This window comes from Mesorhizobium kamtschaticum, assembly GCF_056174585.1.
Genome location: NZ_CM149691.1, coordinates 4,700,310 through 4,719,708, shown reverse-complemented (window position 1 = coordinate 4,719,708; position 19,399 = coordinate 4,700,310). Strand labels below are relative to the sequence as shown.

The 19,399-nt window shown below is 61.4% G+C and carries 17 protein-coding genes and 1 tRNA gene; 2 read left to right on the top strand and 16 right to left on the bottom strand.

All coding sequences use genetic code 11. The annotated features are described in order from the left end of the window. Positions 1-24: 24 nt before the first annotated feature. From otsB to AC0V7N_RS23280, 4 genes are all read right to left on the bottom strand, one after another. Complete coding sequence (gene otsB / locus AC0V7N_RS23295; protein ID WP_475450689.1) at positions 25-807, bottom strand: trehalose-phosphatase; 783 nt, start codon at positions 805-807, stop codon at positions 25-27. Beyond that, positions 807-2,576: a trehalose-6-phosphate synthase gene (locus tag AC0V7N_RS23290; RefSeq protein ID WP_496627285.1), complete on the bottom strand. Its 1,770-nt coding sequence runs from the start codon at positions 2,574-2,576 to the stop codon at positions 807-809. Before AC0V7N_RS23290 ends, otsB begins: the two co-directional genes overlap by 1 nt. A gap of 109 nt (positions 2,577-2,685) precedes the next feature. Next, complete coding sequence (locus AC0V7N_RS23285) at positions 2,686-4,848, bottom strand: amylo-alpha-1,6-glucosidase (RefSeq protein WP_475460456.1); 2,163 nt, start codon at positions 4,846-4,848, stop codon at positions 2,686-2,688. A gap of 42 nt (positions 4,849-4,890) precedes the next feature. Next, positions 4,891-5,952, bottom strand: coding sequence for a glycosyltransferase family 4 protein (locus AC0V7N_RS23280; protein ID WP_475460454.1), 1,062 nt, complete (start codon positions 5,950-5,952; stop codon positions 4,891-4,893). A gap of 174 nt (positions 5,953-6,126) precedes the next feature. Here AC0V7N_RS23280 and AC0V7N_RS23275 point away from each other — a divergent pair, with 174 nt between their 5' ends. After that, positions 6,127-6,642, top strand: coding sequence for a hypothetical protein (locus AC0V7N_RS23275; RefSeq protein WP_475450688.1), 516 nt, complete (start codon positions 6,127-6,129; stop codon positions 6,640-6,642). 24 nt (positions 6,643-6,666) lie between these two features. Here AC0V7N_RS23275 and AC0V7N_RS23270 read toward each other — a convergent pair whose 3' ends face one another. Both AC0V7N_RS23270 and AC0V7N_RS23265 read right to left on the bottom strand, forming a co-directional pair. Beyond that, positions 6,667-7,386 (bottom strand): carbonic anhydrase, encoded by a 720-nt coding sequence (locus tag AC0V7N_RS23270; protein ID WP_496627284.1) that lies wholly within the window; start codon positions 7,384-7,386, stop codon positions 6,667-6,669. Between the two features lie 363 nt (positions 7,387-7,749). Beyond that, a tRNA-Lys gene (locus tag AC0V7N_RS23265) sits at positions 7,750-7,825 on the bottom strand. Between the two features lie 304 nt (positions 7,826-8,129). Here AC0V7N_RS23265 and AC0V7N_RS23260 point away from each other — a divergent pair. Next, positions 8,130-8,624, top strand: coding sequence for a BA14K family protein (locus AC0V7N_RS23260; protein WP_475450686.1), 495 nt, complete (start codon positions 8,130-8,132; stop codon positions 8,622-8,624). A gap of 71 nt (positions 8,625-8,695) precedes the next feature. On the opposite strand, the gene glpK is transcribed toward AC0V7N_RS23260, so the two are convergent. The 10 genes from glpK to AC0V7N_RS23210 form a co-directional block, all read right to left on the bottom strand. Next, a complete protein-coding gene (gene glpK / locus AC0V7N_RS23255; RefSeq protein WP_475450685.1) occupies positions 8,696-10,186 on the bottom strand; it encodes a glycerol kinase GlpK in 1,491 nt (496 codons plus the stop codon). Positions 10,187-10,278: 92 nt separating this feature from the next. After that, positions 10,279-12,003: an ABC transporter substrate-binding protein gene (locus AC0V7N_RS23250; protein ID WP_475450684.1), complete on the bottom strand. Its 1,725-nt coding sequence runs from the start codon at positions 12,001-12,003 to the stop codon at positions 10,279-10,281. A 79-nt stretch (positions 12,004-12,082) separates the two neighbouring features. After that, positions 12,083-12,370 (bottom strand): DUF2160 domain-containing protein, encoded by a 288-nt coding sequence (locus AC0V7N_RS23245; RefSeq protein WP_475450683.1) that lies wholly within the window; start codon positions 12,368-12,370, stop codon positions 12,083-12,085. Between the two features lie 67 nt (positions 12,371-12,437). Further along, positions 12,438-13,358, bottom strand: coding sequence for a carbohydrate ABC transporter permease (locus AC0V7N_RS23240; RefSeq protein WP_475450682.1), 921 nt, complete (start codon positions 13,356-13,358; stop codon positions 12,438-12,440). A 1-nt stretch (position 13,359) separates the two neighbouring features. Further along, a complete protein-coding gene (locus tag AC0V7N_RS23235) occupies positions 13,360-14,226 on the bottom strand; it encodes a carbohydrate ABC transporter permease (protein WP_027044598.1) in 867 nt (288 codons plus the stop codon). Further along, positions 14,227-15,294: an ABC transporter ATP-binding protein gene (locus AC0V7N_RS23230; protein WP_475450681.1), complete on the bottom strand. Its 1,068-nt coding sequence runs from the start codon at positions 15,292-15,294 to the stop codon at positions 14,227-14,229. A 10-nt stretch (positions 15,295-15,304) separates the two neighbouring features. Then, a complete protein-coding gene (locus tag AC0V7N_RS23225) occupies positions 15,305-16,384 on the bottom strand; it encodes an ABC transporter ATP-binding protein (RefSeq protein WP_475450680.1) in 1,080 nt (359 codons plus the stop codon). A 42-nt stretch (positions 16,385-16,426) separates the two neighbouring features. Further along, entirely contained in the window at positions 16,427-17,953 is a 1,527-nt protein-coding gene (gene glpD, locus AC0V7N_RS23220; protein ID WP_475450679.1) for a glycerol-3-phosphate dehydrogenase, read from the bottom strand. A gap of 127 nt (positions 17,954-18,080) precedes the next feature. Beyond that, positions 18,081-18,848: a DeoR/GlpR family DNA-binding transcription regulator gene (locus AC0V7N_RS23215; RefSeq protein WP_027044602.1), complete on the bottom strand. Its 768-nt coding sequence runs from the start codon at positions 18,846-18,848 to the stop codon at positions 18,081-18,083. A 116-nt stretch (positions 18,849-18,964) separates the two neighbouring features. Further along, entirely contained in the window at positions 18,965-19,369 is a 405-nt protein-coding gene (locus AC0V7N_RS23210; protein ID WP_475450678.1) for a hypothetical protein, read from the bottom strand. Positions 19,370-19,399: the final 30 nt, after the last annotated feature.

Sequence of the window (19,399 nt, the reverse complement as noted above, 5' to 3'; positions counted from 1 at the left end):
TGAGTGGGTTCGGTGCAATCCGGTTTATTTGGCCATTGCGGCCAGCGTGGCCGCAGTCTCGCGTCTGCTCATCCCGTCCAGCCAGGCCAAGGCCGCATCCACGCCGGCCAGCGCAAAAGGCGCCGCTGTCGATCCATGCGGCTTTATGCGAACCGAGATGCCGTCCAATTCGTTGACGACCTCGAACCCGTTCTCGTCTGACGTATCGTCACCAAGGAACACCGGTCGGCGTCCCCTGAAAGCCGGAATTTGCATGAAGCGTCGGATGGCCGCTCCCTTCGCCGCCTCCAGTGGCATCAGCTCCACACCGGCATTTCCGGCCAAGACCCGATATCCCGCGGGTAATTTGTCCAATGCCTGTTCGACCAGCTCCGTCGCGCGCTGCAGCAAATGCGGGGCTGCGCGTGTATGGATGGCCAGGATTGGTCCCTTGCGTTCGATGTAGACGTCCGCATTGTCCAGTTCCGTCGCGATTTGGTTGGCAAGCGCTGCAATGTCGGCCGGTTCGACAGCCGCTTCGACCGGACCATCGCGTGCCAGCCTGTGCTCGAGGCCATAGAGGCCCGCGGCGCGCAATCTGAGGGGCTGGAAGAGATGGTCGACGGCGGCGATCGACCGTCCCGTGATGAACGCCAATGCTCCGTCCAATTGCGATTCAAGCCGTGTCAACAGCATGCGCAATTCCTCACTGACAACCACCGCATCGGGATGCGCGGCGTGTTCGAGAAGCGTGCCATCGATATCGAGGAACAGGCTCCATGGCCCTTGCGGGACGACGGGTTCCGGCGGGTTTGGCGATATCGACATCACAGCGCCGCCACGCGTCGGCGATCAAGCAGCGATATCACATTGGCTGCGGCCGCTGGAGCAGCACCCACGGCACGATCGACTGCATCACGCTTGCGCAAACGCGCAGCATCGAGAAGCATGCTGCCCGCCCACCGATAGACATTGTTTTCGCGCACGATCTCGCGCATGCGTCGCATCCGCTGGCGTTGCTCCTCCTCGGACATGGTCAAGGCCTGCAACAGGATGTCGCCCATCATCGCCGCGTCATAAGGATTGACGATGAGTGCTTCCAGCAGCTCCTTGGAGGCGCCGGCGAACATGCTGAGCAGCAGCACACCCTGTTCATCCTCGCGCGCCGCGACAAACTCCTTGGCAACCAGGTTCATGCCGTCATGCAGGCTGGTAACCATGCAAACGTCGGCGGCACGGTAGATTTCGTAGACCTGCAGCTGCGAGTGATGTTCCGTCACCATCAGGACGGGCGTGTAGCCTTGGCGGCCATAGCGCTGGTTGAGATCCTCGGCATGGCGCAGGCACTCCTCGTACAATTGTTGATAGGCAGGCAGAGTGCCGCGGCTGGGCGCCGCGATCTGCAGGAACGCTACCTTGCCGATCCATTCCGGGTGAAGCGTCAGCAGTTCATCGAGCGCATTGAAGCGATCGAGGATGCCTTTGGTGTAGTCGAGACGTTCAACACCCACGCACAGTTTGACATGTTCGGCCAGGCCGAATTTCTCGCGAACCTGGCGACGGCATTGCGCGACGTCGGGCAGTTTGTCCAGGTGCGGTGGCGACCATTCGATTGAAATCGGATAGGCGTGAACCAGGCTGATCTCGCCGCCATAGGAAATGGCTGAATCCTCGCGCTCGATCCGGCTTTCCAGGAAACGGTCGACGCTGTCGATGAAGTTGTTGCAATGGAACTGGGTGTGGAAGCCGACAATCGAACTGCCGAGCAGGCCGTCGAGAATCTTCTCGCGCCACGGGCAGATGCTGAACACTTCCGAATTCGGCCAGGGAATGTGCCAGAAGGTGATGATGATCGCCTCCGGCAGGCGCTCCCGGATCATCCGCGGCAGCAGCGCGAAATGGTAATCCTGGACCAGCACGATCGGCCGCTCATTGCGGGCTTCCGCGATAACGGTGTCGGCGAATTTGCGGTTGACCGCCTCATAGGCTTCCCAATCCGAGGCGCGGAATATCGGCCGGGTGAAGGCGATATGGCACAGCGGCCAGAGACCTTCATTGGCAAAGCCGAGATAATAGCCTTGCTGCTCCTCCTCGCTCAGCCAGACCCGGCGCAGCGTGTAGGAAGGATTGTCCGGCGGCACCTCGATCCGGTCGTTCTTGTCGACCACAAGCGCGTCGGCCGAACCACCGCCATAGGCGATCCAGGTGCCTGCGCAGGCACGCGTGATCGGCTCGAGGGCGGAGACGAGCCCGCTGGCGGGTACGACCAGTTTGATGTCGTCGCCCTCGCGGTTGTGAATATACGGCTCACGATTGGAGACGACGATCACCTGGGCATCTGGGAGTTCGGTTGCCAGGATGTGACGCAGTGTTTCGGGTGACCATTGCACCAGCGCGGCGACAGCGGATTTCCCATTCTTCTCGAATTCCGGCAACGGGCCACGAGCCAGGTCAGCCTCCACAGCGGCCGGCCTCCTGCCCCTGCGCGCCCGCAACATCATCGTCACCAGCGCAATGATCAAGACGCCAACAGCTGCAAGGGTGAAGAGCCACAATGCGATTGAGGGAGCGACCAGGTAGGAACTGCTATCGGGCATTGAAATCGATTACCTTTCAATGGGATACCGTAACCACTTCCTTTGGCTGGGAGTTTTCGGCACCCATAGTGGGGGTCCAACGCCCGTGGCGCGGGATGGTTCCGATTTTTCAGCTCCTGACCACCAGAGGCACCAGCCCCTCATGCGGTTCGGCAAGGAAGGCGCCGACACGATCTCCCACGCGCTGGAATGTCAGATCCACCGCCGCTTGCCCTACCGAAAGATGCCGAATGACGAGGCTGTCGATGCCGATCGGCAGGCGCGGCCGGGTCACATGGATCTCGCCTGCCCAGCCATCGATCTGAAGGCCGAGACACGATTGCATGAGCATGAAGGCCGAGCCCGCGGACCAGGCTTGCGGCAGACAAGCCACCGGATAGGCAATCGGTGCCTCGCCGGCCGCGCGCGTGAAGCCGCAAAACAGTTCGGGCAGACGCATGTTGAAATGGACGGCGGATTCGAAGGTTCCGCTCATCAACCGCACCACGCTGTCGCGCCTGCCGTATCGCGCCAGTCCGGCCGCGCAGATCGCGGTGTCGTGCGGCCAGATGGACCCGTTGTGATAGGACATCGGATTGAAGAAGATCGCATCGTCCGCCAGCGTCCGCAGTCCCCAGCCGGAATGGAACGAGGCCGACAGCAGCTGGTCGGCGACCATGCGCGCGCGATCCGGGCTGGGAAGACCGACATAAAGCAGGTGACCGGCATTGGATGTGCGCACCTTGCAGGGCTGACCGTCGCCATCCAGCGCCAGCGCATAGTAGCTGAGGTCCTCGATCCAGAAATGGCGCTCGACTTTTTGGCGAAGTGTGTCCGCGCGTATTTCCCACCCCTCCGCCCGCTCCGTTTCGCCGCGCAGCCGTGCCAGTTTCGCCAACCCCTGGAATGCCGCGAAGACGTAGCCCTGCACCTCGACCAGCGCAATCGGCCCCTTCGGAATGCGGCCATCGGCGTGAAAGACGGAATCGAAACTGTCCTTCCATCCCTGGTTGGCAAGGCCGGATTCCGCCGCGCGCTGGTAGGTGAGAAAACCCGTCGAACGGCTCGCCGTTTCGATCCACTCGGCCGCGGCGCACAGCGATGGCCACAGCGTATCGATGAAGGCTATGTCCCCCGTACGGTCCGCATAGGCACAGGCAAGATGGATGTAGAGCGGCGTGGTGTCGACACCGCCGTAGTAGCGGCCGAACGGCAACTCGCTGAGCGCCACCATCTCGCCCTTGCGGGTCTCGTGCATGATCTTGCCGGGTTCGGAATCGCTGAAAGGCGAGGTCTCTGTTGCCTGGTGCTGGGCGAGAAATGCAAGAACGCCACGCGCCAGCCCAGGATTGAGCCAAAGCATCTGCAAGGCTGAAATCACGCCATCCCGACCGAAGGCGGTGGAGAACCAGGGAATGCCGGCATAGGGATACGGCCCGGTCGGCAGTTCCGTGGTGAGCAGCGCGACATCGGCGCGAGCCCGCGCCATCCAGTCGTTGAAAACGCGGCCCGAACTGTGCAGCGTCGCGCCATGCCGGCGTTTGGCGCGCATGCCGAAACGGGCACGGGCAGCAGCAGCGCGAAACCGATGGTTTTCGGGGCGATCATCTGTCTCGTTGCCCACCTCCACGTAAAGCGTCTGGCTGCTGCGCTTGGTGACGGCGATGACGAAATCCGCCCGTTCGGAGGTCAGTTGATCGGGCGTCTGCGAAAACGATATCGCCGATGTCCGCACCACCTTGTCCAGGCCTTCGTAGCGGAGCACGACCGCGTTCTGGGCAATCTCTGCCGTATGGGCGGTTCCGCGCTTCGAGCGGGTCGAGCCCCGGACCTCGAACATATCGCGGAAATCGGCGCCAAAGCCTAGCGACAGCAGGATCGTCGAATGCTCCCGACTGTAATTGGAGAGCGTTATGCGCTCATACAGCCTTTCCTCCCACAGCAGCCTGACGCGCTCGATATGAATTGCGCCTTGCGGAATCTGGCGGCCAGCAGCGCTTTCAATCGGCAGATTGGTCAGATTGGCGGTGAAGAGGACGTTGTCCTGGCTCAGCGACGCGCCAAGCAATGACGTCGACCGCCCACCGACGGTTAGACGAAATTCGGAGAGCACGCGCGTGTCGTCGCGAAAGAACCCGTCCCCGACACCGCGTATATCGCCATAGGCGTCGGCGACGACAAAGCAGTCGCCATGCTTGAGGGCGAACAGCCTGTGCGGCTCCCGTGGCGCGGTTTCGTCCAGGGAAGCCAGGGCTATTGCAGGATCAAGCGTGCGCTCGTCGAGTTGGGTGATGGTCAATAGGCCTGTCCCTGTTCATTTCCGGAAGGAGTACCGCTACGAGGCCTTTACGTGACCGCCGGCGTCGACCAGCTCTGCATAGGCTGCGGCGTAGTCCTGAGCCATCCTGCGGGCCGAAAAGCGCCGCTCGAACACCGCCCGGACTTGCCGCCTGTCGAGCTGCAGGAGAGCCGGCATGGAGGCAACGGCATCCTCTATGGTCTCGACGACGAAACCGGACACGCCGTGGTCGACGATCTCCGGCATGGCGCCACAACTCCAGGCGATGACAGGTGTCCCGCAGGCCATCGCCTCGATCACGGCAAGGCCGAATGGCTCCGGCCAATCGATCGGGAAAAGCAGGGCGGCGGCGTTTCCGAGGAACGCCGTCTTCTGCTGCTCATTGATCTCGCCGACATATTCGATCTGGTCGCCATCGATCATCGGCTGGACGACTTCCTCGAAATAGGCGCGATCGTCATCACCGATCTTGGCCGCGAGCTTGAGCTTCAAGCCGGTGCGGCGAGCGATCTCGATCGCCCGATCCGGGCGCTTGTCGCGCGACATCCTGCCGAGAAAAGCAAGATAGCCGCCATCCCAGCCTGCCTCGAATTCGGGTTCGTAGAGATCGACCGGCAGGCCGTGGTGGATTGTCGCCAGCCAGTTCGCGGATGCGAATCGCGCCCGCTGGCTGCGCGATATCGAAATCATCGGGAAGCGTGGGAACCGATCATAGGCTTGTGCGAGGTCCGCGTAGTCCAGCCTGCCATGCGGCGTCGTCACCGTACGCCGCGACATGTCGCGGAAAAACGGGAAATGCAGGAAATGGCTGAGATGGAAGTGAATGACGTCGAAATCGTCGGCCCGTTTCCTGACCTCGTCGAGCATCGACAGATGCGCCGCGATCTCGGATTTCAACGGACGGGGATCGAGACGAAGCGCCCGCTCGCGGCATGGCACGAGCCTGGCAGAGGTCTTGGTGTCGCCGCTGGCGAACAGCGTCACGTCGTGGCCGAGGTCGACAAGAGCCTCGGTAAGGTAGGAGATGATGCGCTCCGTCCCACCATAGAGCCTTGGCGGCACGGATTCGTACAATGGTGCGACATGGGCGATCTTCATGGCCCGGCCTTCCCTCAATGAGCTGGTCATGGAGCGAAATGCTTCAGCCGCAGGATCGTTCCGGCCTCATTGGCAGATGCGCCGAATGATCGAAGAGCGTTTGATGTCCGACCTTGCCGCCCTATTTCCTGTGGGCTGCCGAATTTGCACGCACGGCAGCCCAAGGAGGCCCAAGTGCAGGAACCGAAGGATGCGCAAGAACCCAGGGATATTGCAGCCCGACGCCTGGGCATGATCATCGAACAATATGTCGAGGCCAGAAAACGGCGTTATGACTTCGTGTCGACGGATCAGGCCGCCAAGGTGGTCCGCAGGATGTTGAAACCCACGGATCCAGCCCTCTCAGACCGCAAGCTCGACGATATGGTCGCAGCGCTGGCCGTCAAGAACGGCCTGGCAGTCGTCTTCGATCGCGGTGTCAGAGCACCGGCCGATATCGCCGAGCCCGGCCTGAACAGAAAGGAATCGACCATGCGAGCACCAACGGAGACCCCGGATGTTGCCGGCGCGGTGGATGCCATTCTGGGTAGCCAGCCCGCGCCGCTTTCCCAAATCACCCCACTTTCAATGAGCGCGGTGATCTCGCTGCTGCGCGAACGGACCGGGACCAAACGGTCGGACGCGGATCTGGAAGGCCTGATTGCAAAGAAGGCCGCTGTGCTCGACGTGCATTTGTCGCGGAGTGGGTGAGGGATCGCTGCGCGTCGGGCGTCGTTATTCGATGTAGGTCACGGCACCTGTTTGAAGGTCATAGATCGCCGCGACGATCTTCAGCCTTCCCGCCTTGGTGAGACCGGCCAGCAGTTTGCTCGAAGCGGTCAGGCGCATCGCCGTTCTCCGCGCGCTCTCCTTGGCGGTGTTGTCGACGAAATCGCCCGCTTGGCTGCGCACTGCTATCGCGGCAGGCAGGATCGGCTCGATCATCGGGCCGATCGCGCCGGGATAGGTCGCGTTCTTGGTGACCACGTCGCACGCAGCCTTGACGGCTCCGCAACTTGTGTGCGCCAGGACGACAATCAAGGGTGAGCCGAGCACCGCCGCGCCGTATTCAACCGTGCCGAGCGTCGCGGTGTCGACGAGGTTGCCGGCATTCCGGGCGACGAACAGTTCTCCAACACCGTGGCCGCCGAAGATCAGCTCCGGCGGAACGCGACTGTCGGCGCAACTGATGATCGTGGCCCAGGGCGCCTGGTGTGCGGCGACAGCGTTCCGTTGCGCGGCAAGGTCGATCGAGCAAAGTTCCGGGTGGCTGATATAGCGTTCATTGCCGGATTTCAGCGCAGCCAGTGATTCATCGAGGGTCAGCTGCGGCGCCGCGCTCTCGTCCGCGCGCGCCGGCCATGACGCTCCACCAAAACCGAACGCAACGAGTTCCGCGCCGACTTTGAGGAAATCCCTCCGGCCAAGCCCTTCACCGTCGCAGTTGCTGCACACTGTTTGGCTCCGTCGCTGAGATTTGAGACTGCTCTACGACAAACATGCGCCTTCTCTAATATAGTCGCAAGGAATTACGGAGCGAGGGGATCACGCCGACGGTGAAGAAGGGCGCTGGGGGTCAACAATGCGGTGCGCCGTGGCCCCAAAACAGTCCCGATCAATAAAAAGCCCGCCACAGGAGCGACCTGCGACGGGCTTTTGGAGTGGCTACATCCCTGAAGGAATCGACCGCTTGTGATTGCATTGTGAACTGTGTGATCGCGTTAGCCTATGGGCTGATCGCGGAAGCCCCGGGCCTGCGCTCGCCCAATTTGCGGGCACGCAGACTGACCGCGTGCCTTGCTGCATCCTGGGTTGATTTGGTGAGCGCGATGGGATTCGAACCCATGACCTACTGATTAAAAGTCAGTTGCTCTACCGGCTGAGCTACGCGCTCCCGCGGGCTTGAAAAGGCCGCCCTCGAAATTGCGCGGAACATAGGGAGAGTGGCTCAACCGGTCAACCGGAAAAAACGGATCGGAGAGCCAAGCTTTTCCGACGTCGTCGACTTGCCCAAACGGCCATTTCGATGAAGCGAGATATAGGCGCTGCAGAGCCATTGGCTGAGCACTTTGCAGCGCTGGTGTCAGGCTAGAGAAACATTACAGATCAGCAACTTGGTGTTTTGCGAGGAACCATCCAGTGCATCGCTCGTTGTCTCGCCACAAGGGACGTCAATCACCCTTTCGAAGGAGAAGACAATGAACAAGATCGTAACGGGTATACTGGCGACCACCTTGTCAGTTTCGTTTGCCGCTGCCGCAGCTATGCCGGCCAACGCTGCGCAGATGTTTGTGCCGCAGGCGGCATCAGCTTCGAGCGATGTACAGACCGTTGACTACAAGCCATGGATGAAGAATCGCCACTTCGGCAATCGCAATTTCGGCAACCGCAATTTCAACGGCAATCGCAACTTTGCACGAAACAATGACGGCGGCGGCTATTGGAATGGTCATCGCGGCTATCGCGATTACCACCGTGGTTATCGCCGCCACGGCGACTATTGGTTCCCGCTGGCGGCATTCGCGACTGGTGCCTTGATCACCGGTGCAATCATCAACAACGAGAACAACCGCGTCTACGAAGGCAACTCGCACGTGCAGTGGTGCTATGACCACTATCGCAGCTACCGCTCTTCGGACAACACGTTCCAGCCGAACTACGGCCCGCGGCAGGAATGCCGTTCGCCCTACTGATCCAAGGATGAGTATCAGTAGCAGGTAAGTGTGAGTAGAAGACCCGCGTCGGAAACGGCGCGGGTCTTTCCTTATGCGCTCAAGGTCCTGCGCACGGCATCGCGCCAGCCTGCCAGCTTGGCGGATCGTGTCGAGACATCCATCTCCGGCTTGAACCGCCGCTCGAGCGCCCAGCTCTTGGCGAAGTCCTTCGCCTTCGGCCACACGCCGGCTTTCGAACCGGCGAGCCAGGCAGCACCCAGCGCGGTCGTCTCGAGGATGGTCGGGCGGTCGACCGGCGCATCGAGAATGTCGGCCAGGCGCTGCATGGTCCAGTCCGATGCCACCATGCCGCCATCGACCCTGAGCACCGTCTTGGCCGACGTGCCTTTCCAGTCCTTGCGCATGGCGTCGAGCAAGTCGCGGGTCTGGTAGGCGACGGCTTCGAGTGCCGCGCGTGCAAATTCCGCCGGACCGGAATTGCGTGTCAGTCCGAAGATGGCGCCTCGCGCTTCGGCGTCCCAATGCGGCGCACCCAATCCGACAAAGGCCGGCACCAGATAGACGTTTTGCGTCGGGTCGGCCTCGGCAGCCAGTTTGCCGCTCTGCTCGGCCTTGCCGATCACCTTGATGCCGTCGCGCAGCCATTGCACGGCAGCCCCGGCGATGAAGATCGAACCCTCCAGCGCATAGGTGGTCTTGCCGTTCAGCCGATAGGCGATGGTGGTCAAGAGCCGGTTCTTCGAACGCACCAGATCGCTGCCGGTGTTGAGCAGCGCGAAGCAGCCGGTGCCATAGGTGGATTTCATCATGCCAGGCTCGAAGCAGGCCTGGCCGATGGTCGCGGCATGCTGGTCGCCGGCGACACCGAGGATCTTTATCTCGGCGCCAAACAGATTTTTCTCGGTCACTCCATAATCGTCGGCGCAGTCTTTGACCTCCGGCAGCATTTTGGCCGGGATGTCGAGAATGGCCAAAAGCTCGTCGTCCCAGGCATTTTTCTCGATGTTGTAGACCAGCGTACGCGAGGCGTTGGTGGCGTCGGTGGCGTGGACCTTGCCGCCGGTCAGCCGCCAGATCAGAAAGCTGTCGATGGTGCCGGCCAGCAATTCGCCTTTCTCGGCACGTCTCCTCGCGCCCTTCACCTTGTCGAGCATCCAGGCGATCTTGGTGCCCGAGAAATAGGGATCGAGCAGCAAGCCGGTCTTGCGCGTGAATGTCTTCTCCAGCCCCTGCTTCTTCAGTTTATGGCACAGCGGTGCGGTGCGCCGGTCCTGCCAGACGATGGCGTTGTGGATCGGCTTGCCCGTCGCCTTGTCCCAGATGACGACGGTTTCGCGCTGGTTGGTGATGCCGATCGCCGCCACTTCGGATGCTTCACAGCCTCCCTTTTTCAGCGCAGCCTTCACGGTCGTCACGACGCTTGCCCAGATCTCTTCCGGATCGTGCTCAACCCAGCCGGAGGCCGGATAGTGCTGGGTGAATTCCTTCTGCCCGCTGCCGGCGACTTTCATCTGGCCGTCGAACAGGATCGCCCGGGTTGATGTCGTTCCCTGGTCGATCGCCAGCACAAAACCGTTCATTCCCGTGTCCTCCACCTGGATACAAAGAAGGGAGACGGCAACGCGCCGCCTCCCCCAATTTCACACGGGCGCGAGCGCCCGCATAGGCAGTCTTACTTCTGCCAGCTCTTGACCAGTTCGTCGTAGTTGATGGTGATCGGCTTGTCCTTCTCCTGCTCGAGCTTCAGCTGAGGCGCCAGATTGCCGCCCTTGACCGCGTCGGCGTTCCAGTAGGCAAGGTCATGCTCTTCGGCCATCTTCGGTCCGATGTCGCCCTGGACACCGGATTTCTCGATACGGGCCATGACTTTTTCCTGATCGGCGCACAGCGAATCCATGGCTTCCTGCGGTGTCTTGGCACCCGAGGATGCGTCACCGATGTTCTGCCACCAGAGCTGCGCCAGCTTCGGATAGTCCGGCACGTTGGTACCGGTCGGCGTCCACTGCACACGGGCCGGCGAGCGGTAGAACTCGATCAGACCGCCGAGCTTCGGCGCACGTTCGGTGAAGCTCTTGTCATGGATGGTGGAGTCGCGAATGAAGGTCAGGCCAACCTGGCTCTTCTTCACGTCGACGGTCTTCGAGGTGACGAACTGCGCATAGAGCCAAGCGGCCTTGGCGCGGTCGGTCGGCGTCGACTTCATCAGCGTCCAGGAGCCGACGTCCTGATAGCCGAGCTTCATGCCGTCCTTCCAGTAGGAGCCGTGCGGCGACGGCGCCATGCGCCACTTCGGTGTACCGTCGTCGTTCATGACCGGCAGGCCGGGCTTGACCATGTCGGCGGTGAACGCGGTGTACCAGAAGATCTGCTGGGCAACATTGCCCTGCGACGGCACGGGGCCGGATTCGGAGAAGGTCATGCCCTGGGCTTCCGGCGGCGCATAGGCTTTCAGCCAATCGAGATACTTCTGGATGGCATAGACCGATGCTGGTCCATTGGTGTCGCCACCGCGCGCGGTGCACGAGCCGACAGGCCTTGAATTGGCGTCGACCTTGATCCCCCATTCGTCGACCGGGAGGCCGTTCGGCAGGCCCTTGTCGCCGTTGCCGGCCATCGACAGCCAGGCGTCGGTGAACCGCCAGCCGAGCGACGGATCCTTCTTGCCGTAGTCCATGTGGCCATAGACCTTCTTGCCGTTGACATCGCGGCCGGTGAAGAACGCGGCGATGTCCTCATAGGCCGACCAGTTGACCGGCACGCCGAGATCGTAGCCGTACTTGGCCTTGAAGTCGGCCTTGTTCTTCTCGTCGTTGAACCAGTCGTAACGGAACCAGTAGAGGTTGGCGAACTGCTGGTCGGGCAGTTGGTAGAGCTTCTTGTCCGGCGCGGTGGTGAACTTGGTGCCGATGAAGTCGTTGACGTCGAGCATCGGATCGGTAACGTCCTTGCCTTCGCCCGCCATCCAGTCAGTCAGGTTGCGCACCTGCTGGTAGCGCCAATGCGTGCCGATCAGGTCCGAATCGTTGACCCAGCCGTCATAGATGTTCTGGCCGGTCTGCATCTGGGTCTGGATCTTTTCGACGACGTCGCCTTCCTGGATGACGTCATGCGTGACCTTGATGCCGGTGATGGCGGTAAAGGCCGGTGCCAGCACCTCTGACTCATACTTGTGGGTCGTCAGGGTTTCCGAGACCACCTTGATGTCCATGCCGGCAAAGGGCTTGGCCGCGTCGATGAACCACTGCATCTGCTTTTCCTGGTCGGCGCGAGAAAGCGTCGACACGCCGCCTATCTCCTTGTCCAGAAAGGCTTTTGCCTCATCCATCCCGGCATAGGCATTGCCTACGCCGAGCAACAGGACAAGGGCCGTTGTTGATGTTAAAAATTGCCGTCGCATGTGTTTCCTCCACTGTTTCAGGTTTCAAGTGCGATCTGGAGCGGCGGCCGGCACGCTGCCGCTCCAACAGTTTCCCCCTCTATACGTAACGGAACACGCCAATGGCGTAGACCACGGAGAGAGCGAGAGCCCACCAGAGGCTCGGTCCGACAAGACCCAGCCAAGCGAGATGGATAAAAGCGCTGCCGAGCAGCGATAGGAACAGGCGGTCGCCGCGCGTCGTCTCGAAGCGCAGCACGCCGACGCGCGGATTGCCGCCCGGCGAGGCATATTCCCAGGCGCCCATGCCGACCAGCAGCAGGGCGATGACGCCGAAAAAAGCGGCCGTCGGCCAGGTCCATGCCATCCAGGAAAAGTCGAAGTTCATGATCATACCCTCCCCAGGGCGAAGCCCTCAAAGATGGTGCTGCGGACGAACTCTTGCGTTCGCTTCATCACACCCTCCCCAGGGCGAAGCCTTTGGCGATGTAGTTGCGCACGAACCAGATGACGAGCGCGCCGGGGATCAGCGTCAAAACGCCGGCGGCGGCGAGCAGCCCCCAATCCATACCGGAGGCCGAGACAGTGCGGGTCATGGTGGCGGCGATCGGCTTGGCATCGGTCGTGGTCAGCGTACGGGCGATCAGCAGTTCCACCCATGAGAACATGAAGCAGAAGAAGCAGGCGACGCCGATGCCGCTGGCGATCAGCGGCATGAAGATCTTGACGAAGAAGCGCGGGAACGAATAGCCGTCAATATAGGCGGTCTCGTCGATCTCCTTCGGCACCCCAGACATGAAGCCTTCGAGGATCCACACCGCCAGCGGCACGTTGAACAGGCAGTGGGCGAGCGCCACCGCTATGTGTGTGTCGATCAGGCCGAACGCCGAGTAGAGCTGGAAGAACGGCAGCGCGAACACCGCTGGCGGCGCCATGCGGTTGGTCAGCAGCCAGAAGAACAGATGCTTGTCGCCAAGGAAGCGGTAGCGCGAGAAGGCGTAAGCCGCCGGCAGCGCAACGGACACCGAAATCACCATGTTCATGACGACATAGGTGATCGAGTTGATGTAGCCGGAATACCAGACCTTCTCGGTGAAGATGGTGACGTAGTTGGCGATCGTCGGCGCGTGCGGGTAGAGCGTCAGCGAGTTGACGATCTCCGCATTGGTCTTGAAGCTCATGTTGATGAGCCAGTAGATCGGCAACAGCAGCACGAAGATGTAGAGCGTCGGCACGATCCACCACCAGCGCGATTCCTCGCCGCGCCGGCGCATGCGCTTGTCGAGGTCGCTCTGCGACAGCGAACTGGCCAGGCCTCCCGATGTAGCCGTTCCGTTCATCGCATTGCGCTCGGTTCGTTCATTGGCGCCAGCCATCTCAGCGCTCCGCGTCGTAGTTGGTCATCACGGTGTAGAACACCCACGACAACAACAGGATGATGAGGAAGTAGACCAGCGACATCGCGGCCGCCGGACCAAGGTCGAACTGGCCGAGCGCCGTCTTGACGAGGTCGATCGACAGGAACGTCGTCGAATTGCCGGGCCCGCCGCCGGTGACGACGAAGGGCTCGGTGTAGATCATGAAACTGTCCATGAAGCGCAACAGCACCGCGATCAAAAGCACGCGCTGCATCTTCGGCAGCTGGATGTAGCGGAACACCGCCCAGCGCGAGGCGCCGTCGATCTTGGCTGCCTGGTAGAAGGCATCCGGGATCGAGACCAGGCCGGCATAGCAGAGCAGCACGACGAGGCTGGTCCAGTGCCAGACATCCATGACGATGATCGTTACCCAGGCATCGAACGGATCCTGCACGTAATTGTAGTCGATGCCGATCGCATTGAGATAATAGCCAAGCAACCCGATGTCGTTACGGCCGAACACCTGCCAGATGGTGCCGACGACGTTCCACGGGATCAGCAGCGGCAGCGACATGAGCACCAGGCAGACCGGCACGCCCCAGCCTTTTTTCGGCATGTTGAGCGCGATGAAGATGCCGAGTGGCACCTCGATCGCCAGGATGATGAAGGAAAAGATCAGGTTGCGGACCATCGCTTCCCAGAAGCGGCTCGACGACAGCAGTTCCTCGAACCATTCGGTGCCGGCCCAGGTGAAGACATTGTTGCCGAACGTGTCCTGCACCGAATAGTTGACGACCGTCATCAGCGGGATGACGGCGGTGAAGGCCACCAGCACCAGCACCGGCAGCACGAGGAACCAGGCCTTGTTGTTCCAGGTCTTGTCCATCTATGCCCCCATCTCGACGCGCCAGGAATCGGCATAGATGTTGATACCGGCTGGATCGAACCGCACCTTTGGTTCGGCCGGCACGGTCTCGTCCTCGCCGATCACCGCGGCGATGTCTCGACCTTCCAGTCTGGCGCGCACCACCTTGTGGCGGCCGACATCCTCGACCTTGCTGATCGAAACGGCCATGCCCTCGCGGCCCAGCCGCACATATTCGGGACGGATACCAAGCTCGACGGCGCTGCCGTCCGCCTTCGGTACGCCCGGCAACTCGATCCGTTGCGACCCGAGCGTTGCCGTCCTGCCTTCGATCGCCACCGGCATGACGTTCATGCCGGGCGAACCGATGAAATAGCCGACGAAGGTATGGCGCGGCCGTTCGAACAGTTCCGCCGGCGTGCCGATCTGCACGATGCCGCCATCGTACATGACCACGACCTGGTCAGCGAAGGTCAGCGCCTCGGTCTGGTCGTGCGTGACATAGACCATGGTGTAGCCGAAGCGGCGATGGAGCTGCTTCAATTGCGAACGCAGCACCCATTTCATGTGCGGGTCGATGACGGTCAGCGGCTCGTCGAACAGGATGGCGTTGACATCGGAGCGCACCAGTCCGCGGCCGAGCGATATCTTCTGCTTCTGGTCAGCGGTCAGGCCCCTCGCCTTCTTCTTCGCCCAGGACGCCAGATCGATCATCTCCAGCGTCTCACGCACCTTGCGGTCGACATCGGCCTCCGGCACGCCGCGATTGCGCAGCGGGAAGGCCAGATTGTCGTAGACGGTCATGGTGTCGTAGATGACCGGGAACTGGAACACCTGCGCAATGTTGCGCTCCTGCGTCGACAGATTGGTCACGTCCCTGCCGTTGAACAGCAACTGGCCGTGCGAGGGGTGAAGCAGCCCCGAAATGATATTGAGCAGCGTGGTCTTGCCGCAGCCGGACGGCCCGAGCAACGCATAGGCGCCGCCATCCTCGAAGGTGTGGTGCACTTCCCTGAGCGCGAAATCGGCATCCTTCTGCGGGTTCGGCAGGTAGGAATGCCTGACATGGTTGACGTCGATGCGCGCCATATCGTCCTCCTCAAGCCGCCAGCTTCGGCGCGGTCACGGCGCGGCCGTGCTCGTCGAAGACCATGATGTGACGCGGATCGATGAACACCTCGACCACTTCGTCGGTCTCGAAATCCCTGATGCCATGGGTCAGCATGACCCAGCGCACATCGGCGAAATCGAGATGGATGAAACTCTCTGAGCCGGTGATCTCGGTGATGGTGACTTTTGCCCGCACCGGCACGGCCAAGGCATTGGGCCGTTCGAGCGACAGATGATGCGGCTGGAAGCCGATCGTGTAGTTGCCGTCGGCAATGCCGACGAGTTCGGGCGGCACCGGCAGTTTCACCCCGCCTTCGAGCAGGAAGTCGGGACCCTTCTTGGCCAGAACGATGGTGTTCAGCGGCGGATCGGCGAAGGTCCTCGCCGTCACCAGGTCGACCGGCTTGCGGAAAACGTCGATGGTCGGCCCGAACTGGGTGATGCGGCCTTCCGACAAAGTCGCCGTGTTGCCGCCGAGCAGCAGCGCCTCATGCGGCTCGGTGGTGGCGTAGACAAAGATGGTGCCGGCGGCAGCAAAAATCCTCGGCAGTTCGGCCCGCAATTCCTCGCGCAGCTTGTAGTCGAGATTGGCCAGCGGCTCGTCAAGCAGCACCAGGCTGGCATTCTTGACGATCGCACGCGCCAGCGCGGTGCGTTGCTGCTGGCCGCCCGACAGGCTGAGCGGTGTGCGGTCGAGATACGGCGTCAGCTTGAGCAACCCCGCGGCTTCGCGCACCTGGCTGTCGATCTTGGCTTGCTCGACGCCGGCCACCCTGAGCGGCGAGGCGATGTTCTCATAGACCGTCATTGCCGGATAGTTGATGAACTGCTGGTAGACCATGGCGATCTTGCGCTTCTGCACCGGCGTGCCGGTAACGTTCTGGCCGTCGAACCAGACCGAGCCGGAGGTCGGCACATCGAGGCCGGCCATCAGCCGCATCAGGCTGGTCTTGCCGGAAAGCGTCGGCCCGAGCAGAACGTTGAGCGAGCCGTGCTGCAACGTCAGCGACACGTCGCGGATGTGCTCGACCGCACCGACCGTCTTGGTGACGTTCCTCAGTTCAAGCATGACGCCTCCTCCCAGGCTTTCTGCATCAGCTCAAAACCCTCTTCATTCGGCGGCCGCGACATGCCGCCGGCTTATGCCGTGCATGAATTCATCGAGTGCCGCGACCTGCTCGCGGCTGAGATGCAGGCCGCGCTTGGTCCGCCGCCACAGCACATCTTCCGCCGTGACGGCCCATTCATTTTCAACGAGATAGCGCACTTCGGCCTCGTAGAGATCGCCGCCGAAATTGCGGCCGAGCTCGGCATTCGACTTGGCAAGGCCAAGCAGAGCCTGAGCGCGGGTCCCGTAAAGCCGCGTCAACCGGCGGGCGAGGCGCGCATCGAGGAACGGATAGGCCGTCTTCAGCTTCGCCACTTGCGCGTCGAAGCCCGTGGCCGGGAAATCACCGCCGGGCAGCGGCGCATCTGATGTCCACGGCTTGCCGCGCTTGCCGAGAAAACCCTCGATCTTTTCCAGCATCGATTCCGACAGCCGGCGATAGGTGGTGATCTTGCCGCCGAAGGCATTGACGATCGGCGCGGCGCCCTCGCCGCCATCGGCCTTCAGCACATAGTCGCGCGTCGCTTCCTGCGCCTTGGAAGCGCCGTCGTCATAGAGCGGACGCACGGCCGAATAGGTCCAGACGATGTCGGAACGCTTGACGGCTACCGCGAAATATTCGCTGGCGGCGGCACAGAGATAGTCGATCTCGGTGTCGCTGATCTTCACATCGTGCGGATCGCCGGGATAATCCTGGTCGGTGGTGCCGATCAGCGTGAACTCTTCCTCGTAGGGAATGGCGAAGATGATGCGGCCATCCTTGTTCTGGAAGAAATAGGCGCGCGGATCGTCGAACTTCTTGGCGATGACGATGTGGCTGCCCTGCACCAGGCGGACATTGTGCACATCGTTCAGGCCGACGACGCCGGAAAGCACGTGATCGACCCACGGTCCGGCCGCATTGACCAGCAGCCGGGCCTTGACCTCTTCGGTCTCGCCACTCTGCAGGTTCTCGATCTTGATTGTCCAAAGGCCGTTTTCGCGCCGCGCGCCGACCACCTTCGTGCGGGTTCGGATCGTTGCACCCCGGTCAGCGGCATCGCGAGCGTTGAGCGCCACCAGCCGCGCATCATTGACCCAGCCGTCGGAATATTCGAACGCCTTTTTGAACAAGGGTTTCAAAGGCTTGCCCGCCGGATCGCTTGCCATGTCGAGCGTCCTGGTCGCAGGCAGCAATTTGCGCCCGCCAATATGGTCGTAGAGGAACAGGCCAAGCCTGATCAGCCAGGCCGGACGCAGGCCCTTGGCATAGGGCAGCACGAAGCGCATCGGCCAGATGATGTGCGGCGCGTTCCTCCACAGAACCTCGCGCTCCATCAGCGCCTCGCGCACCAGGCGAAACTCGTAGAACTCAAGGTAGCGCAGGCCACCATGGATCAGCTTGGTCGAGCCGGAGGAGGTTCCGCTGGCAAGATCGTTCATCTCAGCCAGAAAAACCGAAAACCCGCGCCCAACGGCATCACGGGCTATACCGCAACCGTTGATACCGCCACCTATGACGAAAATGTCCCGGACTGAAGACGTGTCCACTTAACTCCTCCACGATTTCGCATTGCACCATTTTTGGTCTTTTGCGAAACCGTGGCGGAATTATTTCGAACTGATAACGAATGTCAAACGAAATATCACAAGCCCGTGAGATGGCCGTGAAGAAGCCTCATCCAAGCGACGTCTCGATCAGTTGAACCTCGGCCTCCTGACAGATCTTGCGCACCGATGCGATGTCGCAACGGTCGGTGATGAAGGTGTTGACCTGCGACAGATGGCCGATGCGCACCGGCGCCGTGCGCTCGAATTTGGTCTGGTCGGAAACCAGAATCACGTGTCTGGCATTGGCGATGATCGCCTGCGCCACTTTCACTTCGCGAAAATCGAAGTCGAGCAGCGCGCCGTCATGATCGATGGCAGAGGCGCCGATGACGGCGTAGTCGACCTTGAACTGCCTGATGAAATCGACCGCCGCCTCGCCGACGACACCGCCATCCGAACCGCGCACCACCCCGCCGGCGATCACCACCTCGATCGAGGGATATATGCGCATCCTATTGGCAACATTGATATTATTGGTGATGACCATCAGGCCGTTGTGATCGAGCAACGCCTTGCTGACCGCTTCCGTCGTGGTGCCGATATTGATGAAAAGCGAGGCGTTGTCGGGGATCAGCCTGGCCGCCGCGCGGCCGATCGCTTCCTTCTCGTCCGCCGCGATCTTGCGCCTGGCCTCATACTCCATGTTCTCGATCCCAGAAGGGAACAGGGCTCCGCCATGGATGCGCGAAAGCAGCCGCTGGTCGCACAGATCGTTGAGATCCTTGCGAATGGTCTGCGGCGTCACGTTGAAATGCGTGGCCAAATCGTCGACCAGCACGCGGCCATGATCCTTGGCCATCTGGATGATCTCGGCATGGCGCGGCGACAGATACATTGAGAACCTCCCCGTTTTCGTTTTTCTTGTTTATAGCCGAAAACGAAAGCGGTGAAAAGGGAGACGCCGGCTAATGAAATATCGATGATTGCAAAGGCGAACCGGGCAGATACAGTTCAGACGCGCTCCGCCATCTTGCGGGTGGCGGCAGCGATTTTGCCCGACTCGCGGATCATCAGGAATTTTCCGGACCAGCTTCCCCGAATTCGCCAGCTGCCTTTGATCTCCGTTGCGTCGCCGTTCAGGATGCCGCTGTAGTCGATCGGCTGCACCTTCAAACCGGCATCGTCGTATGTCTTGACGAAGGAGACGGAGTTGCCATCGCGCTGCCCTTGCAAGGTTGCGTATCTCACAGCGCCAGTCACCAGGCCGGCCGGTTCATGGGTCGTCCCCATCAACCTGGTTGCGGTCTCAATCAGCGTCGCAACGAAGGAGACCGGCGCCAGTTCACGCGGATAGAAATAGCGCCCGCTCCACACGCCGGTCAGGTTCTGGTTAGCCTCTTCGCCCTGCCCGGCCATATGCTTGCTCGCAAATCCCTGCTGGCTACC